At 75.4% G+C, this 16,137-nt stretch carries 16 protein-coding genes; 8 read left to right on the top strand and 8 right to left on the bottom strand.

Translation table 11 applies throughout. The annotated features are described in order from the left end of the window. Nucleotides 1–5 precede the first annotated feature (5 nt). Nucleotides 6–479 (top strand): TIGR00725 family protein, encoded by a 474-nt coding sequence (locus tag BJ999_RS22225; RefSeq protein WP_179835081.1) that lies wholly within the window; start codon nucleotides 6–8, stop codon nucleotides 477–479. A 70-nt stretch (nucleotides 480–549) separates the two neighbouring features. Here the strand turns inward: BJ999_RS22225 and BJ999_RS22220 are convergent, their stop codons facing one another. Continuing rightward, the gene (locus BJ999_RS22220) at nucleotides 550–1,239 is read right to left on the bottom strand and encodes a TetR/AcrR family transcriptional regulator (RefSeq protein ID WP_179835080.1); all 690 of its coding nucleotides are present in this window, start codon (nucleotides 1,237–1,239) and stop codon (nucleotides 550–552) included. Nucleotides 1,240–1,314: 75 nt separating this feature from the next. Between BJ999_RS22220 and BJ999_RS22215 the strand changes: the two genes are divergently transcribed. Continuing rightward, the gene (locus BJ999_RS22215; protein WP_179835079.1) at nucleotides 1,315–2,898 is read left to right on the top strand and encodes an ABC-F family ATP-binding cassette domain-containing protein; all 1,584 of its coding nucleotides are present in this window, start codon (nucleotides 1,315–1,317) and stop codon (nucleotides 2,896–2,898) included. On the opposite strand, the gene BJ999_RS22210 is transcribed toward BJ999_RS22215, so the two are convergent. The 3 genes from BJ999_RS22210 to BJ999_RS22200 are packed head-to-tail and all read right to left on the bottom strand — an operon-like array spanning nucleotide 2,895 to nucleotide 5,727. Next, nucleotides 2,895–3,686 (bottom strand): SDR family NAD(P)-dependent oxidoreductase, encoded by a 792-nt coding sequence (locus BJ999_RS22210; RefSeq protein WP_179835078.1) that lies wholly within the window; start codon nucleotides 3,684–3,686, stop codon nucleotides 2,895–2,897. The two genes, BJ999_RS22215 and BJ999_RS22210, sit on opposite strands and share 4 nt — an antisense overlap. An 11-nt stretch (nucleotides 3,687–3,697) precedes the next feature. Continuing rightward, on the bottom strand, nucleotides 3,698–3,853 hold the full coding sequence (locus BJ999_RS22205) for a hypothetical protein (protein WP_179835077.1): 156 nt from the start codon (nucleotides 3,851–3,853) through the stop codon (nucleotides 3,698–3,700). Further along, nucleotides 3,850–5,727, bottom strand: a complete 1,878-nt coding sequence (locus BJ999_RS22200) for a hypothetical protein (RefSeq protein WP_218935174.1) — start codon at nucleotides 5,725–5,727, stop codon at nucleotides 3,850–3,852. The genes BJ999_RS22205 and BJ999_RS22200 overlap by 4 nt, the downstream gene beginning before the upstream one ends. A 138-nt stretch (nucleotides 5,728–5,865) precedes the next feature. Here BJ999_RS22200 and BJ999_RS22195 point away from each other — a divergent pair, with 138 nt between their 5' ends. Both BJ999_RS22195 and BJ999_RS22190 read left to right on the top strand, forming a co-directional pair. After that, nucleotides 5,866–6,294: a cupredoxin domain-containing protein gene (locus tag BJ999_RS22195; RefSeq protein ID WP_179835076.1), complete on the top strand. Its 429-nt coding sequence runs from the start codon at nucleotides 5,866–5,868 to the stop codon at nucleotides 6,292–6,294. A gap of 3 nt (nucleotides 6,295–6,297) precedes the next feature. After that, nucleotides 6,298–7,611 carry a hypothetical protein gene (locus tag BJ999_RS22190; RefSeq protein ID WP_179835075.1) on the top strand — a complete coding sequence of 438 codons (1,314 nt, stop codon included), beginning with the start codon at nucleotides 6,298–6,300 and terminating at the stop codon, nucleotides 7,609–7,611. An 833-nt stretch (nucleotides 7,612–8,444) separates the two neighbouring features. Here the strand turns inward: BJ999_RS22190 and BJ999_RS22185 are convergent. Beyond that, complete coding sequence (locus tag BJ999_RS22185) at nucleotides 8,445–8,969, bottom strand: pyridoxamine 5'-phosphate oxidase family protein (protein WP_179835074.1); 525 nt, start codon at nucleotides 8,967–8,969, stop codon at nucleotides 8,445–8,447. A gap of 101 nt (nucleotides 8,970–9,070) precedes the next feature. On the opposite strand from BJ999_RS22185, the gene BJ999_RS22180 reads away from it, so the two are divergent. After that, the gene (locus BJ999_RS22180; RefSeq protein ID WP_179835073.1) at nucleotides 9,071–9,541 is read left to right on the top strand and encodes a PPOX class F420-dependent oxidoreductase; all 471 of its coding nucleotides are present in this window, start codon (nucleotides 9,071–9,073) and stop codon (nucleotides 9,539–9,541) included. On the opposite strand, the gene BJ999_RS22175 is transcribed toward BJ999_RS22180, so the two are convergent. Then, a complete protein-coding gene (locus tag BJ999_RS22175) occupies nucleotides 9,538–11,868 on the bottom strand; it encodes an ATP-binding cassette domain-containing protein (RefSeq protein ID WP_179835072.1) in 2,331 nt (776 codons plus the stop codon). The two genes, BJ999_RS22180 and BJ999_RS22175, sit on opposite strands and share 4 nt — an antisense overlap. 61 nt (nucleotides 11,869–11,929) lie before the next feature. Here BJ999_RS22175 and BJ999_RS22170 point away from each other — a divergent pair, with 61 nt between their 5' ends. Next, nucleotides 11,930–12,883: a helix-turn-helix transcriptional regulator gene (locus tag BJ999_RS22170; protein ID WP_179835071.1), complete on the top strand. Its 954-nt coding sequence runs from the start codon at nucleotides 11,930–11,932 to the stop codon at nucleotides 12,881–12,883. 33 nt (nucleotides 12,884–12,916) lie between these two features. Here BJ999_RS22170 and BJ999_RS22165 read toward each other — a convergent pair whose 3' ends face one another. Further along, a complete protein-coding gene (locus BJ999_RS22165; protein WP_179835070.1) occupies nucleotides 12,917–13,348 on the bottom strand; it encodes a MarR family winged helix-turn-helix transcriptional regulator in 432 nt (143 codons plus the stop codon). Nucleotides 13,349–13,446: 98 nt separating this feature from the next. On the opposite strand from BJ999_RS22165, the gene BJ999_RS22160 reads away from it, so the two are divergent. Both BJ999_RS22160 and BJ999_RS22155 read left to right on the top strand, forming a co-directional pair. After that, nucleotides 13,447–14,298, top strand: coding sequence for an NAD(P)H-binding protein (locus BJ999_RS22160; protein WP_179835069.1), 852 nt, complete (start codon nucleotides 13,447–13,449; stop codon nucleotides 14,296–14,298). Nucleotides 14,299–14,358: 60 nt separating this feature from the next. Then, nucleotides 14,359–14,730 carry a VOC family protein gene (locus tag BJ999_RS22155; RefSeq protein ID WP_179835068.1) on the top strand — a complete coding sequence of 124 codons (372 nt, stop codon included), beginning with the start codon at nucleotides 14,359–14,361 and terminating at the stop codon, nucleotides 14,728–14,730. A 12-nt stretch (nucleotides 14,731–14,742) separates the two neighbouring features. On the opposite strand, the gene BJ999_RS22150 is transcribed toward BJ999_RS22155, so the two are convergent. Next, the gene (locus BJ999_RS22150) at nucleotides 14,743–16,119 is read right to left on the bottom strand and encodes a cytochrome P450 (protein WP_229810644.1); all 1,377 of its coding nucleotides are present in this window, start codon (nucleotides 16,117–16,119) and stop codon (nucleotides 14,743–14,745) included. Between the last annotated feature and the right edge of the window lie 18 nt (nucleotides 16,120–16,137).

Below are 16,137 nucleotides of genomic sequence, written 5' to 3'. Positions count from 1 at the left end.
CCGCGATGGCCGTGCAGGTGGCGGTGTGCGGGCCGGGCGAGTGCACCGAACGCCAGTGGGACCTCGCCTACGAGACCGGCCGGATCCTCGCCGGGCGCGGCGCCGTGGTCGTGTGCGGCGGGCACGGCGGCGTGATGGCCGCCGCGGCCGCGGGCGCCCGCACCGCCGGCGGCATCGTGGTCGGGATCCTGCCCGCCGCCGACCGCGCCGCCGCCGGCCCCGACCTCACCGCCGCCGTCCCCACCGGCCTCGGCCAGGCCCGCAACAACGTCATCGTCAACGCCGCCGACGCCGTCATCGCCGTCGGCGGCTCCTGGGGGACCCTGTCGGAGATCGCCCTGGCCATGCGCGCGGGCCGCGTCCCCGTCGTGCAGCTCGGCGGCTGGCGCGTCCACGACGAGGACGGACGGCCCGTCGGCGGCATCGTGCACGCCGCCGACCCCGCCGCCGCCGTCCACGCCACCGGCCTGTGGCCCTAACCTCCGCGCCCCGCGTCCGCACCCGGGCCCGCGAAGCCGCGGCTTCGGCACGGCGAGGGGCGCCGGGCGCTCACGGACGCGAGTCGCGCACCCGGGCGGCGATGCCGTCCAGCAGGTAGGCCAGGCCGTGGGCGAAGGTGGCGTCCCAGTCGTTGCCGCTGACATGGCCGTGCTCGGCCAGGACCGGGTACCGGTCGCTCCGCTGCTTCAGGTGGTCGTCGGCGGCCCGCCGGACGGCCGCCTCGTCGCGCCCCTGCCACGCGGCCTGCATCATCGACGACCCGATGACGTAATTGGCCACGCCGTAGGCTGCCGCGGTCAGTTCCGGCCCGGTCAGCCCCGCCCGGACGAGCGCCGCGTGCAGGAACTCGGTGCGCTCCAGCACGTTCGGGCCCATCAGCGGACGGCCCAGAAGGGCGGCCGCCCACGGGTGGCGCAGCATCGCCGCCCGCCACCCGCCGATCAGCGCGGTGACGTCCGCGCGCCAGTCCCCGGACAGGGCGCCCGGTAGCCGGGCCTCCCCGAACACCGTGTCCAGCGCCAGGTCGAGCACGTCGTCCTTGGTCCGCACATGCCAGTACAGCGTCGTGGACCCGGTGCCCAGCCGGTCGGCCAGGCGCCGCATCGTCAGCCGGCCGATGCCCTCCTCGTCCAGCAGGGACACCGCCTCGGCCACGATGCGCTCCCGGCTCAGCGGGGGCCCCTCGCGACGGGGCCTGGGGTCCCGGAACCAGATGCGTTCGGCGTCACTCGATCCCATGCCGACCAGTCTAGTACGTTGTTCGAGTACTAGACCATTGATCCGGTACCGGGTCGACGTTCGGGAGGGACGGCCATGGGCCATATCGAGGTGAGCGAGGTGACCTACGCCCTGCCCGACGGGCGGCCCCTGCTCGACGGGGTCTCCTTCCGCGTCGGGGAGGGAGCGAAGGCGGCGCTCGTCGGCCCGAACGGAGCGGGCAAGACCACCCTTCTGCGCCTCATCGCGGGAGAGGTCCCGCCGTCCGCCGGCACCGTCGCCCACTCCGGCGGGCTCGGCGTGATGCGGCAGTTCATCCCCGGCGACCGCACCGTCACCGAACTGCTGCTGTCGGTGGCCCCGGGCCGGGTCCGCGCCGCCGCCGCGGCCCTGGCGGCGGCCGAGGAGGCGCTCGGAGGGGACGAGGCCGGCCAGCTCGCCTACGCCGAGGCGATCAACGACTACACCGACGCGGGCGGATACGACATCGAGGTCGTGTGGGACGCCTGCACCACCGCGGCGCTCGGCCTGCCCTACGACCGGGTCCGCGACCGCGGGGCCGCCACCCTGTCGGGCGGGGAGCAGAAGCGGCTGATGCTGGAGGCGCTGCTGCGCGGCCCCGACCAGGTCCTGCTCCTGGACGAGCCGGACAACTACCTGGACGTCCCGGGCAAGGAGTGGCTGGAGGAACGGCTGCGGGCCACCGCCAAGACGGTGCTGCTGGTCTCCCACGACCGGTGGCTGCTGGCCCGGGCGGCCGACCGCGTCATCACCGTCGAGGCCCGCACCGCCTGGGTGCACGGCGGCGGGTTCGCCGCCTACGCCGCCGCGCGCCGCGACCGGGCCGCCCGCCTCGACGAACGCCGCCGCCGCTGGGACGAGGAGCACGCCCGCCTGCGGCGCCTCGTGCACACGCTCCGGCAGAGATCGGCGAACAACGACGCCGTGGCCTCCTCCTACCAGGCGGCGCGCACCCGGCTGGCCCGCTTCGAGCAGGCCGGGCCGCCGCCGAGCGCGCCGCCCGAGCAGCGCGTCCGGATGCGGCTGCGCGGCGGCCGGACCGGCAAACGCGCCCTCGTCTGCGAGGGCCTCGAACTGACCGGGCTGATGCACCCGTTCGACCTGGAGGTCCGGTACGGGGAGCGGGTCGCGGTCCTCGGCTCCAACGGCTCCGGCAAGTCCCAGTTCCTTCGCCTGCTCGCCGGGCCGCCCGCACCGCAGGTGCCCCACCGCGGCCGGGCCCGGCTCGGCGCCCGCGTCGTCCCCGGCCTCTTCGTCCAGACCCACGCCCGCCCCGACCTGCACGGCCGCACCCCCGCCGAGATCATCATGACCGAGCACGCGTGCACCCTCAACGACGCGATGCGCGCCCTGGCCCGCTACGAACTCGCACCCGCCGGGCGCCGCCCGTTCCACACCCTGTCCGGCGGGCAGCAGGCCCGCCTGCAGATCCTGCTGCTGGAACTGTCGGGCTGCACGCTGCTGCTCCTGGACGAGCCCACAGACAACCTCGACCTGGCCGGCGCCCAGGCCCTGCAGGACGCCCTGGACGGCTACGCCGGCACCGTGCTGGCCGTGACCCACGACCGCTGGTTCGCCGCCGACTTCGACCGTTACCTGGTCTTCCACGCCGACGGCCGCGTCCGGGAGAGCCCCGAACCGGTCTGGCACGCGCCCTAGTGGGCGGAGAACCCGCCGTCGACGAAGATCGACTGGCCGGTGACGTAGGCCGACGACGGCGACGCCAGGAACACCGCCGCGCCGGCGAAGTCCTCGGCCAGGCCGTTGCGGCCGGCCAGCGTCCGCTCGGCGAGCGCCCGCACCTTCGCCGGGTCCGACGACAGGCGCGCGTTCAGCGGCGTCATCACGAAACCCGGCACCAGCGCGTTGGCGGTGACGCCGCGGCTCGACCACGCCTCGGCCTGCGAGCGGGCCAGCGCCACCAGCCCCGCCTTGGACACCCCGTAGGCGCCGCTGGTCACCGACGCCCGGAACGCCTGCTGCGAGGCGATGTGGATCAGCCGGCCGAAGCCGCGCTCGGCCATCCCCGGCCCGAACCGCTGCCCGAGCAGGAACGGCGCCTCCAGGTTCACCGCCATCGTGGTGTCCCACACGTCGGTGCCGAGCTCGTCCATCGGCGGCCGCAGGTTCACCCCCGCCGCGTTGACCAGGATGTCGGGCTCGCCGAACGCCGCCGCCGCGGCCTCGGCGGCCTCGGCGACCGCCTCGCGCGACCCCAGGTCGGCGCTCACCCGCGCGGCCCGGCAGCCGTGCCCCTCCAGCTCCCGGACGGTCGCCGCCAGCTCGGCCTCCCGCCGCGCCACGACCACCACCGAGGCCCCGGCCCGCGCGAGCGCCCCGGCGATCGCCCGGCCGATCCCCGAACTGCCGCCCGTCACCACCGCGACCCTGCCCTCCAGCGAGAACAGCTCGGACAGGTACGGGACGGGAGACGGACGGTCGCTCATGACCGCAGAGTCTACGGGGCGTCCGGCGGGTCCTCCGGCGGGTCGCCGCCGCGGCGGCGGTCCCGCCACACCACGAAGACGATCACCGCGACCACCACGAACGTCGGCACGAAGAACGGCACCGCCGTGATGATCGGATGGGACGCCAGCACCCCCTGCGCCGTCATGCGCCCGCCTTCGCGCGCGACCCGTCCCGGGCGGCCCCGGCAGGCCCGGGACGGTCCGGGAGCCGCCGCGCGATCCGCGCCACGCCCCAGCCCAGCGACAGCACCAGCGCCAGCGTGCACAGCAGCACCACCGCCGAGCACGCCGCCCACAGCCAGCCCGGCACGTCGGTCTTCAGCTCCCGCTGCAGGATCGTCCGCTCGCCCCGCAGGTCCCGGGTGAAGCGCGGCGGGGCGGGCAGTTCCTTCGCGCGGATCGCCGGGTCCTCGGGCAGGTAGACCGGGACGCCCGCCAGCGTCCGCCCGTCATGGACGCGCACCAGCGTCTTCCACTCGCCGTGCAGCGGCATCGGCTCGCTCGTCCGGTAGACGCCCTCGCGCACCTTCACCAGGCGGTCGACGTGCAGGCCCTGCCCCTGCCAGCCCGTCACCGTCACCCAGGCCGGGCCGTCGACGGCGGTCGCGGGGGAGAACTCGACGCGCGCGTCGGCGGTGCGGTGCGCGGCGTCGCCGCGGACGCCGGTGAGGGTGACCGTCGCCGTGCGGCCCTGCGGGACCGAGACGACCAGGCCGTTGGCGACCGCCGCCGCCACCGCCAGGATCGCCGCCGCGAAGAGCCCGCGCGCCACCGCCGGGCGCGGTGTCCGCCCGTGCAGCCCCTCGGCAAGCAGCGCCCCGCACACGCCGCCCGCGACACCGCCCACCACTGCCATCGCCATGCCCTCGGCCACGATGTCCGGCGTCCACGGCAGCCGGAACGCCACCTGCCCGTAGGCGTACTCGGCGCCGAACCCGGCCGTGCCGATCAGCACCCCCGACACCGCGCCCAGCGCCAGCGGCCGCCGCGCCAGCACCAGCGCCGCGACCTCCACGCACACCGCCTCGGCGAAGTACAGCGGCACCGCGGCCCACAGCTCGCCGATCACCCCGCCGACCAGGACCGACACCCCGCCGCGCACCACCATGTAGAACACCACGGCGAACACCGCGCCGCCGCGCCCGGCCCACAGCCGCGCCGCGACCAGCGCGCAGCCCGCCGCCAGCGCGATCAGCAGCGGCTGGTGGACGAGCCGGAACTGCGGCACCCCGAAGTCGTACTCGGCCTGGAACACCGACAGCCCGATCAGCAGCCCGCCCGCGTGCATGCAGCGCCGCACGTACCGCAGCCACCCCGGCGGCTGCCCGGTGTCCCCGCAGGCCCGGCGGCCCTCCCGCTCCAGCACCATCATCGCCACCAGCGACAGCCCAGCCCCGCCGATCAGCATCAGGTGCGTCGGCCCCCACAGCGTCACGTCCTGCCCGAAGATGCGGTGCCACACGTCGTCGAGGGGGAACCCCAGCAGCGCGTAGAAGCCGGCGCCGGCCAGCAGCACGCCGCCCGCCGGGGCGTGCCAGTCCCGGGTGATCCGCACCGACGCGGGCCCGGGGTGCTCGCCCTTGGGCAGCACGACGGCCAGGACCCCGGCGGTGAAGATGCCGAACAGGCCGATCAGGATGGGGTAGTGGGCGATGTTGGCCAGCGGCCCCTCGTCCCGGCCGTGCGAGATGTGCAGGGAGATGTCCCAGTACATTCCGAGCAGCGCGACCAGCAGCGACACCATCGCGACCGGGATCGGCAGCGCCGCCCACCCCGGGGTGCCGCGGCCCGGGCCGCGCGTCGCCAGGCCCGCCGTCCGCGCCAGCACGGCGACGCGGCCGCTGCGGTGCCCCCATCCGAGCACCAGCAGCGCCGCCGTCAGCACGGCGGCGGCGCCTGAGGCGATGAGGATCTGGTCGAGCGCCGCGCCGCCCGCCGGCTTGGCCGGCGCCTCGGCGAGCCGCGCCGCGACACCCGCGCCGCTGATCGTCGCGCTCATGCCCGTCACGTGCTCCAACACCGCTGCTCCCTTGACGCACGAACCGGGACGTCCCTGTATCGACGGGGACGAACCCCTTCCCGGAGTATGCCACTTCCCAATGTGTCATTGTCTAGTGTCACAATTTGTGGTGTGCACCACCGGAACGGAAGGGGAGACATGCGGCGGCGGACACGAACGAGAACGATCGCGGCGCTGATCACCGCCACGGCGGCGCTGACCGCGGCGGCCGCCTGCGGCGAGCCCGCGTCCAGGACCCCGCCGGGCGCGCAGTCCAGCGCCCCGCCCCCCGTGCGGGGAAGCGCACCGGCCGCGTCCGGGCTCTCCGCCGTCCGGATCGCCGTGACCGTGACCGGCGGGAAGGCGCACACCGCGCACCGCCGCGTGAAGGTCCCGCGCGGCGCCGCCGTCGAGATCACCGTCACCGGCGACACCGCCGACGAGTTCCACCTGCACGGCTACGACCGCGAGCTGGAGCTTCGGCCCGGGAAGGCGGCCACCCTGCGGTTCACCGCCGACACCCCGGGCGTGTTCGAGGCCGAGCTGCACCACTCCGGCGCCCGCGTGCTCGAACTCCAGGTCGGGTGACCCGTGCACGTGCTCGCCCACGGGCTCGGCGGCCGCACCGACCTGCCGCTGGACGCCGTCGCCGCCATCGCCGGCGGCGGCCTCGCCGTCGCGGCCTCCTTCCTCGCCCTCACCGCCGCGTGGAAACGGCCCCGGCTCCACCCGGACGCCGGGCGTCCGCTGCCCCCCGCCCTCGCCCGCGCGCTGGACTCGCCCGCCCTCACCACGGCCGGACGCGCCCTCGCGCTGGCCGCGGCCGCCCTGGTCGTCGCCGTCGCGTTCGGCGGACCCGGCTCCGACGCCCGCAACCTCGCGCCGTGGGCGCTGTTCGTGACGTTCTGGGTGGGACTGGTCCCCGCCAGCGTCCTGCTCGGGCCCGTGTGGCGGCGCGTCAACCCGCTGCGGACCCTGCACGCCGCGCTCTGCCGCGCCACCCGCACGCCGCCGTCGGGGCGGCGCGCCCTGCCCGCCCGGCTCGGCTACTGGCCCGCCGCCGCCTGGCTCACCGGGTTCGTCTGGCTGGAACTGGTCGCCCCGCACCGCTCCGACCCGCGCCTGGTCGGCGCCCTCATCCTCGCCTACGCCACCTTCAACCTGGCCCCGGCCTGGTGGTTCGGCCGCGACTGGTTCACCCGCGGGGACGGCTTCGAGGCCTACTCCAGCCTCCTGGCCCGCCTGTGCCCGATCGGGCGGCGCGGCGACGGCGCCCTCGTCCTGCGCACCCCGCTCACCGGCCTGATGAAGGGCGACCCCGAACCCGGCCTCACCGCGACCGCCTGCGTCCTGATCGGCTCCACCGGATTCGACGGCATCACCCGCACCACCTACTGGCGCGACAACGTCGACCCCTCCAGCGTCCCCGCCGGCACCCTAGGCCTGGCCGCCGCCGTCGGCGCCGTCGCGCTGCTGTACGTCGCGGCGCTGCGGCTCAGCGCACGGCTGACCGGCCAGGACCCCGCCGCCCCGCACACCCGGTCCGGGCCCGCGCGGTTCGCCGCGACCCTGCTGCCGATCGCCCTCGGCTACACCCTCGCCCACTACTTCTCGTTCTTCGTCCTGGAGGGCCAGACCACGTTCATCCTCGCCAGCGACCCCTTCGGGACGGGACTGGACCTGCTCGGCTCCACCGGCAACCGTGTCGACTACGACCTCGCCGGACCCACCCTCATCGCGCAGGTCCAGGTCAACGCCATCGTCCTCGGCCACATCGCCGGCACCATCGCCGCGCACGACCTCGCCCTGCGAGGCCCCGGCCCGGCCTCGCGGGGGCAGCCGCCCATCGCGGCCGTCATGGTCGCGCTCACCTGCGCCGGCCTGTTCGCCCTGCTGAGCGGCTGACCGCTTGCGCCGCTCGACCTCCCTGGCCGCCACGCCCACCGCGATCAGGACCGGCACCGCGACCTTCGCCGCCGCCAGCAGCGTGCGCGCCCACGACGGCGCCGACACCTCCGGCAGATCGGGCCACGGGACGTCCGGCCAAGGGACGTCCGGCCAGGGCACCGACGGCAGATCCACGTCGGGAAGCGCCACCTTCGGCCACGGGACCAGCGCCAGCAGCAGCTTCACCAGGACGCCCAACCCCAGGAGCGGGAACAGCACCCTGCCCACCGCCGCCGCGACATGGCGGGAGGCGTACAGCTCCGGATGCGCCCGCGCGAACGCCTCCCGCCTCGCCGCCCGCGTCCCCGCCGGAGGCTCGAACGCCACCGGCTCCCTGACCGCCGCCGTCTCCCCGGAGGTCCTCTCTTCGGCCCCCTCTTCGGCCTCCTCTACGGACTCGCCGTCCTCGCCCGCCTCGGGCACGCGCAGCACACAGCGGGCGGCCTGCCCGGTCACCAGGCCCATGGCGTCGAACGCGGCCACCACCTCCAGTTCCCCGAAGGGCAGTGTGACCTTCGGGAACCCCGTCGCCTCCGCCAGCCGCTCACCGTCGGCGTACAGGCGCGCCGTGTGGTCCCAGCCCGCGCGCTCGGTCTCGACCTCCAGCCTGCGGCCGCCGTGGACGAGCCTCCAGCGGCCGACGGGCGCGCCGCTCAGCGATTTACCCCCTGACATGCCGCCAGTCTCACCGGCGGCCACACCGGAGATCGACGCCCGAACGGCCAACGCCCGTAGACCAAAGTCGGCACAGGGCCCCGACCGTCCGCGCACCGCTCGGTCAGCGCGCGTGGTCAGCGCGCGAAACTCCACCGCATCGCGCCGTACGGCTCCACCGTTCCCACCGTGAACACCGTGTGGAAGGTGATCCGGTAGACGTGCCACGGCGGCGGCCCCGCGCTCTGCGCGCTGTAGGGCGCGGTGAACGCCTCACCCTCCACCTGCGCGGGCCATCCGCCGTCCCGGTACCCGGCCGCGACCGCCTCCAGGACCGGCGGGTCGGTGACGCGCTCCGCCTCGCCCTCCAGCACCACGTCCCCGACCGGGGTGCGGACCGACACCGTGCACGCCGGGTTCGCCGCCAGGTTGCGGGACTTGCGCGTACCGGGCCCGCTGACGACGTACAGGTCCCCGTCGTGCCACAGCGCGCCGACGCCCGCCGAGTGCGGGCGCCCGTCCGGGCGGACCGTGCCGAGGAACACCGGCGTCCCGGCCTTCGGCAGCGCCGCCCTCAGCGCGTCGCGCACGCCGTCCCACGCCAGCTCGCCGGCGCCGTAGATGTCGAGGTCGCGCGCCTCGACGGGATCGCGGTCGCTCATCGTCACCCCTCCTTCGTGAACCGCCCCTGCGGGAGCATCCGCAGGGGTGGACGGCGGGGCGGCGGGGAACTCATCGGTGCCCGGTTCCTAGAGTTGCGTCCATGGCTCCTTCGATCGCCACCGCGAACCGCGTCGACCGCTCCGAACTGCTGGAGTTCCTGCGTCCCCGCCACCACGCTCTGCTGTCCACCGCCCGCGCCGACGGCCGGCCCCAGATGTCGCCGGTGACCTGCGGCGTCGACGGCCAGGGCCGCATCGTCATCTCCACCTACCCCGAGCGGGTCAAGGCACGCAACGCCCGCCGCGACCCGCGGGTGTCGGTGTGCGTGCTGTCCGACGACTTCAACGGCCCCTACGTGCAGGTCGACGGCACCGCCGAGGTCATCGACATGCCCGAGGCCGCCGACGCGCTCGTCGACTACTACCGCTGCATCGCCGGGGAGCACCCCGACTGGGACGAGTACCGGGAGGCGATGCGCCGCCAGGACAAGTCCCTGATCCGCGTCACCGTCGAGCGGTGGGGGCCGATCGCGACCGGCGGGTTCCCCGCCCGCCTGGCCCCCGACAACTAGCGGCGGGCCGCGGCCGGCTCGGGCAGGCCGCGGCGCAGGAACTCCGCCGTGACAGAGGACGGCGAATCCAGCAGCTCGGCGGGGGTGCCGGCGAACACGACCTCGCCGCCGTGCCGGCCCCCGCCGGGTCCGAGGTCGACCACCCAGTCGGCGTGCTTGACGACCTGCGGGTCGTGCTCGACGACGATGACGGTCCCGCCGTCGTCCACCAGCCGGTCCAGCAGCGCCAGCAGCGCGCCGACGTCGGACATGTGCAGGCCCGTCGTGGGCTCGTCGAGCACGTAGACCGTGCCGGCGCGGTGCAGCCGGGTCGCCAGCTTGATGCGCTGGCGCTCGCCGCCCGAGAGCGAGCCCAGCGGCCGCCCGAGCGTCATGTAGCCGAGCCCCACGTCGTTGAGGGCGCGCAACCGCGCGGCGATCGCGCGTCCGGCCGGGTCGGCGTCCTCGCAGGCGGTACCGGTCGAGCCGGCGGGCTCGGCGAAGAAGGCCAGGGCCTCCTCGGCGGTCATCGCCAGGACGTCCACGATCGTGCGGCCGCGCAGGGTGTGCGCGAGGACCTCCGGGCGGTAGCGGCCGCCCCGGCACGCCTCGCACGTGGTGGTGACCGGGTCCATGAACGCCAGGTCGGTGACGATGACGCCGTTGCCGTCGCATCCGGGGCACGCACCCTTGGAGTTGTGGCTGAACAGCGCGGCGCCGGCGCCGCTCACCCGCGCGAACAGCCGGCGCAGCGGGTCCATCACGCCGACGAAGGTGGCGGGGCTGGAACGGCGCGACGCCGCGATCGCCGACTGGTCCACCACGACCGCGCCGGGGTTCCGGGCGGCGAACTCGTCCATGACCAGGGTGCTCTTGCCCGACCCGGCCACGCCGGTGACCGCCGTGAGCACGCCCGTGGGGAACCGCACCGTCACGTCCTTGAGGTTGTGGGTGCGTGCGCCGGTCACCGACAGCCATCCGCCCGGCTCCCGGAACGCGGCCTTGACCGGCGCCGTGCGGCCCAGCGCCCGCCCGGTCGGCGTCGCGGCCGCGCGCAGCCCCGCGACCGTCCCGGTGAACACGACCTCGCCGCCGCGCACGCCCGCGCCGGGCCCCATGTCGACCACGTGGTCGGCGACGGCGATCACGGCCGGGTCGTGCTCGACCACCAGCACGGTGTTGCCCTTGTCGCGCAGCCGCAGCAGCAGGCCGTTCAGCCGGTCGACGTCGCGGGGGTGCAGGCCCGCGCTGGGCTCGTCGAAGATGTAGGTCATCCCGGTCAGGCTGGACCCCAGGTGCCGGACGACCTTGAGCCGCTGCGCCTCCCCGCCCGACAGCGTCCGGGTCGGCCGGTCCAGGGACAGGTAGGACAGGCCGATGTCCGCCAGCCGCCGCAGCCGCGCGACGGCCTCCCCGGCGACCCGCTCGGCGACCGGGTCGGTGATCTCGCCGAGCGCGGCGACCAGGTCGCCGATCTCCATCCGGGACATCTCGGCGATGCCGCGCCCGCCGATGCGCGAGGCCAGCGCCGCCTCGTTGAGCCGCGCGCCTGCGCAGGCCGGGCAGGTGTCCTCGCGCACCACGCGGCGGGCCGCCTCACGCACCTTGGGCGGCAGGGACGCCAGGTCCCGCCTGAGGTAGAGGCGGTGGAACCGCTCGATCATGCCCTCGTAGGCGTTGTGGCCCATCGACCCGGTCCGGTTGCGGCGCTGCACCCGGAACCCCTTGCCGTGCAGGAGCAGGTCCCACTCCTCGGAGGTGAAGTCCCGCAGCGGCTTGTCCGGGTCGAACAGGCCCGACTCGGCGTACAGCTGCCACACGAACGTCCCCACGCCGAACGGCGGGAAGTCGACCGCGCCCTCGTTCAGCGACCGCCCGGTGTCCAGGAACCGGTCCAGGTCCACGCGCGCGACGTGCCCGAGGCCGTCGCACTCGGGGCACATGCCGCGCGGGTCGTTGAAGGAGTAGGCGGCGGCCTCCCCGGCGCTGGGCGTGCCGTGCCGGGAGAACAGGACCCGCAGGACGGGGGAGATGTCGGTGATGGTGCCGACCGTGGAGCGGGCGTTGCCGCCGATCGGCCGCTGGTCGACCACGACCGCGGGGGCGAGGCGGTCGATGACGTCGGCGTCGGGCCGCTCGTGGCGGGGCATCCGGTCGCGGGCGAACCAGCTGAGCGTCTCGTTCAGCTGCCGCTGCGACTCCGCCGCGACCGTCCCGAACACGATCGACGACTTGCCCGACCCAGACACCCCGGTGAACACCACGAGCCGGTTCTTGGGGATGCGCAGCGAGACGTCCTTGAGGTTGTTGTTCCTGGCGCCGGTGATGACGATGTGGTCCCCGTTCATGGCCGCAACGCTAGGCGGCAAAGAGGCCAGATCCTGGCCGCATTGGCCGCATACTGGGAGCATGTCGTCCGAACGCCTGCTGCGGCTGCTGTCGCTGCTGCAAACCCGCCGGGAGTGGAGCGGGCCGGAACTGTGCGCGCGCCTGGCCGTCAGCCCCCGGACCGTCCGCCGCGACATCGAGCGGCTGCGCGGCCTCGGCTACCCGGTGCACGCCACGCTCGGCGCGGCCGGCGGCTACGTCCTGGAGGCCGGGGCCGCGATGCCGCCGCTGCTGCTGGACGACGAGGAGGCCGTCGCGATCGCCGTCGGGCTGCGCGCCGCCACCGGGGGAGCGGTCGAGGGCATCGCCGAGGCGTCCGTGCGCGCGCTGGCCAAACTCGAACAGGTCCTGCCCGCGCGGCTGCGGCGCCGCGTCACCGCCCTGCACGCCGCGACCACCACCCTGGGCTCCCCGCCCGCCGGGCCGGTCGCCGCCCCCGAGACCCTGACGGTGCTGGCCGCGGCGTGCCGCGACCACGAGCGCGTCCGCTTCGCCTACCGCGACGCCGGCGACGAGGAGACCCGGCGCCTGGTCGAGCCGCACGGCCTGGTGTCGGCGGGGCGGCGCTGGTACCTGGTCGCGTTCGACGCCGTCCGCGACGACTGGCGGATCTTCCGCGTCGACCGCGTGTCGGGCCCGCTCCCGACCGGCGTGCGGTGCCCGCCGCGCGAGCTGCCCGCCGCCGACACGGCCGAGTTCGTCACCCGCTTCATGGCGGGATCGCGGCCGGCGACGCGGGCGGTGCTGCTCGTGCACGCGTCCGCGCGGGAACTGGCCGACCGGTTCCGCGTGACCGAGGCCGAGGTCGAGCCGATCGACGACCGCAGCTGCGTGCTGCGCACCTCCGCCGACTCCCTGGAGTGGACGGCGCTGCGCATCGCCTACCTCGACATCGACTTCGAGATCCGCGAGCCGGCCGAGCTGCGCGACCGCGTGGCGGCCATGGCGGACCGCCTGGCCCGCGCCGCCCGGTGACCCCCGGGCACCGGCCGCCCGGCCGGGGCCCGGTCAGGTCTCGTCGGCCGGCAGTGCCGCCGCGGCGCGGTGGATCTTCTCCAGGGCGCTCATCAGGTGCGCGCGCTCGGCGGCGGTGAGACCGGCGGTGACGGTCTCCTCAAGCGCGCGGCGCTCGGCCTCGACCGGTTCGCGCAGGGCGCGCCCTGCGTCGGTGAGCCACAGCCGGACCAGGCGGTTGTCCCGCTCGTCCCGCCGGCGGACGAGCAGGCCCGCGGCCGACATCCGGGTGGCGGCCTTGACGACGGTCGGGGTGGTGACGTGCAGCGCCGCGGCGATCTCGCCGGGCGTGCGGCCGTCGCGCTCCCACAGCGCGCGCAGCAGGAAGTCCTGCCCGTAGTGCAGGCCGTGCCGCCGCATCCCGTTCTCCGCCGCGGCTCGCAGCGCCTTGGACGTCCGGCTGTGCAGGTCCAGGAAGTCGGGCATCGCGGGCTCCCTCGCAGCAGATCGATTGGCGGCTAATCATTTACCGGCTAACGTTCAGCCGCGAACATCGATAGACGGCAAACGATTATGGAGGGCTCATGCTACTGGTCACCGGCGCCACCGGGAACATCGGCGGCGACCTCGCCCGCGAGCTGGCCGGCCGCGGCGCGCGGTTCCGCGTGCTCGTCCGCGACCCCGCGCGGGCCGCCGGCCTGCCCGCCGCCGAGCGGGTCGTCGCCGACCTCGGCGACGCCGCCACGCTGCCGCCCGCGTTCGCCGGCGCGGACCGGCTGTTCCTGCTCCCGACCGGCATCGGCCTGGAGCACACCGCGAACGCCGTCGCCGCCGCCCGCGACGCCGGGGTCCGGCACATCGTGCACCTGTCGTCCCTGACCGTGGTCGGCGACCCGGTGCCCGCCATGGGCCGCTGGCACCACGAGCGGGAGGAGATCGTCCGCGCGTCCGGCATCCCCTTCACGATCCTGCGGGCCGGCGCCTTCATGGCCAACGCGCTGGAGTGGGCGGCGACCGTCCGCGGCGGCGGGTACGTCCTGGACCCGACCGGCCCGGGGCGGTTCGCGCCGGTCGACACCGCCGACCTCGCGGCCGTCGCCGCCGCCGTCCTCACCGAGGACGGCCACCAGGGCCGGACCTACGCCCTCACCGGCGGCGAGCTGCTCACGGTCGCCGAGCAGGTCGAGATGATCGCCGCGGCCGCCGGGCGCCGGATCGAGGCCCGCCCGGCGCGGACCGCAGAGGAGGCCGTGCGGGCCCGGTTCCCCGGCGGCGCGCCCCCCGCGCTCGCCGACGGCCTCGTCGACTGGTACGCGCGCATGCGCGCCGGCGGCGCCGCCATCCGCACCGACACCGTGGAGCGGCTGCTCGGCCGCCCGCCCCGTACCTTCGCCGACTGGTGCGAGCGCAATGCCGACGCGTTCTCCGGTACCTGACAGAAGATGTCAGCTTCCCCTGGGAACCTGGGGGCTCACCGATCACGAAGGAGCCGATAGATGCCCGGAATCGCCGAGTTCGTCGCCGTCACCCTCGACTGCCCGGAACCCCCCGCGCTCGCCGCGTTCTACGCGGCGGTGACCGGAGGCGAGGTCACCTACGACACCCCGGAGGCCTCCGCCGTCAAACTTCCCAACGGCCTGGACGTCTACTTCCAGGGCGTCGCCGGGCACCGGCCGCCCACCTGGCCCGAGGGGGAGCGCCCCCAGCAGTTCCACCTCGACTTCTACGTCGACGACCTGGACAAGGCCGAGGAGACCGTCACCGGCCTCGGCGGCGCCAGACCCGACTTCCAGCCCGGCGGCGACCGCTGGCGCGTCCTGACCGACCCGGCAGGGCACCCCTTCTGCGTCTGCCTCCGCCAGAACTAGCCGGGCGCCGGACTAGCCGAGCACCCGCACCGGCACACCGCCGCGCGGGCGCATCGCGGTCACGCTCGTCGGCGTGGCGGCGGGGGAGACCAGGGACAGCCGCGTGCGGCGCAGCAGGCACGCCAGCATCGTCTTGATCTCCACCGTCGCCAGCGTCGAGCCGATGCAGCGGTGCGGGCCGCCGCCGAACGGCAGGTACGTCGCGGGCGTGGTGGGACGGTACAGCGCCGAGGACCGGTCCCACCGCTCGGGCCGGAACCGCCCCGCCTGCGGCCACACCTCCGGCATCCGGTGGGTGACGAACGGCGAGTAGAACACCATCGCCCCCGCCGGGACCCGGTACCCGCCGTAGGAGAAGTCCTCGACCGGGACGCGGGCGCTGAGCACGGCGGGCGGGAACAGCCGCAGCGTCTCGTTCACCACCCCGTCCAGGTACTCCAGCGCGGGCAGGTCGGCGGCCTCGACCGGCCGGTCGCCGACCACCTCGGCCACCTCCCGCCGCGCCCGCTCCTCGGCCTCCGGATGGGCCAGCAGCGCGTGCACCGCCCACGCCATCGCGGCGCTGGTGGTGTCGTAGCCGGCCGAGATGAGGCTGATGACCTGGTCCTGGAGCTCCTGGCGGGTCAGGCCCGCGCCGTCCTCGTCGCGCGAGGCCAGCAGCATGCCCAGCACGTCGTCGTACTCGCCGCCCTCGCGCAGCCGCCGCTCGATCTCCTCGTCCACCCGCCGGGTGACGAGCGCGCGCGACTCCGCGACGCGCCGCATGTAGGGGTTGGGCACCGACCGCAGCACCATCTGCAGCACGAAGTTGCGGTCGACGGCCGCGAGCGCGACCTGCAGGCGCCGCCCGATCACCTCGCTGTCGGCGGCGAGCCGGTCGCCGAACAGCACCTCCACCGTGCTGCGGCGGATCACCCCGCGCAGCTCGGCGTAGGCGTCCAGCGTCCGGCCGGGGCGCCAGGACTCCAGCGCCGCGTCGGTGTTGGCCGCCATCCGCGCCACGTACCCGGCGACGCGCCGGTGATGGAAGGCCGGCTGGACGAGCCGGCGCCGCCGCCGGTGGTCGGCGCCGTCGCTGACGATCAGCGCGGTCTCCCCGTTCACCGGCACCAGCAGGTCGAACGCCTCCCGCCAGCGGAACAGGCCCGAGTTGGCGAACACGAACGCGTTGGCGTCGGGGCCGAACAGGTGCACGAACGGCATCCGGCGCGTCCCGACGACCGCGACGGGGCCCGCCTCGGCGTGCAGGCGCAGCAGGCTCGCGCACGGGTTCCGCGTGAACCCGATCCCGTGCCGGACCGTCAGTGACGGCGAGGGGCCCCGCACCTTCCCGCCCGCCGTTCGGGCCTTGCGGGGACGGGGCGCGCGTACCGGGGTGTCGGGGGCCACGCGCCCCACTATCGCACG

The sequence above is a fragment of the Actinomadura citrea genome (assembly GCF_013409045.1).
Classification (GTDB): Bacteria; Actinomycetota; Actinomycetes; order Streptosporangiales; family Streptosporangiaceae; genus Spirillospora; species Spirillospora citrea.
Note: the sequence above shows the minus strand (reverse complement) of the source record. Positions and strands in the feature narration are given on the sequence as shown.

Coding starts and splice junctions, on each gene's coding strand:
- BJ999_RS22225 (WP_179835081.1), top strand. CDS start 6: ATGGCCGTGCAGGTGGCGGTGTGCGGGCCGGGCGAGTGCACCGAACGC.
- BJ999_RS22220 (WP_179835080.1), bottom strand. CDS start 1,239: ATGGGATCGAGTGACGCCGAACGCATCTGGTTCCGGGACCCCAGGCCC.
- BJ999_RS22215 (WP_179835079.1), top strand. CDS start 1,315: ATGGGCCATATCGAGGTGAGCGAGGTGACCTACGCCCTGCCCGACGGG.
- BJ999_RS22210 (WP_179835078.1), bottom strand. CDS start 3,686: ATGAGCGACCGTCCGTCTCCCGTCCCGTACCTGTCCGAGCTGTTCTCG.
- BJ999_RS22205 (WP_179835077.1), bottom strand. CDS start 3,853: ATGACGGCGCAGGGGGTGCTGGCGTCCCATCCGATCATCACGGCGGTG.
- BJ999_RS22195 (WP_179835076.1), top strand. CDS start 5,866: ATGCGGCGGCGGACACGAACGAGAACGATCGCGGCGCTGATCACCGCC.
- BJ999_RS22185 (WP_179835074.1), bottom strand. CDS start 8,969: ATGAGCGACCGCGATCCCGTCGAGGCGCGCGACCTCGACATCTACGGC.
- BJ999_RS22180 (WP_179835073.1), top strand. CDS start 9,071: ATGGCTCCTTCGATCGCCACCGCGAACCGCGTCGACCGCTCCGAACTG.
- BJ999_RS22175 (WP_179835072.1), bottom strand. CDS start 11,868: ATGAACGGGGACCACATCGTCATCACCGGCGCCAGGAACAACAACCTC.
- BJ999_RS22170 (WP_179835071.1), top strand. CDS start 11,930: ATGTCGTCCGAACGCCTGCTGCGGCTGCTGTCGCTGCTGCAAACCCGC.
- BJ999_RS22165 (WP_179835070.1), bottom strand. CDS start 13,348: ATGCCCGACTTCCTGGACCTGCACAGCCGGACGTCCAAGGCGCTGCGA.
- BJ999_RS22160 (WP_179835069.1), top strand. CDS start 13,447: ATGCTACTGGTCACCGGCGCCACCGGGAACATCGGCGGCGACCTCGCC.
- BJ999_RS22155 (WP_179835068.1), top strand. CDS start 14,359: ATGCCCGGAATCGCCGAGTTCGTCGCCGTCACCCTCGACTGCCCGGAA.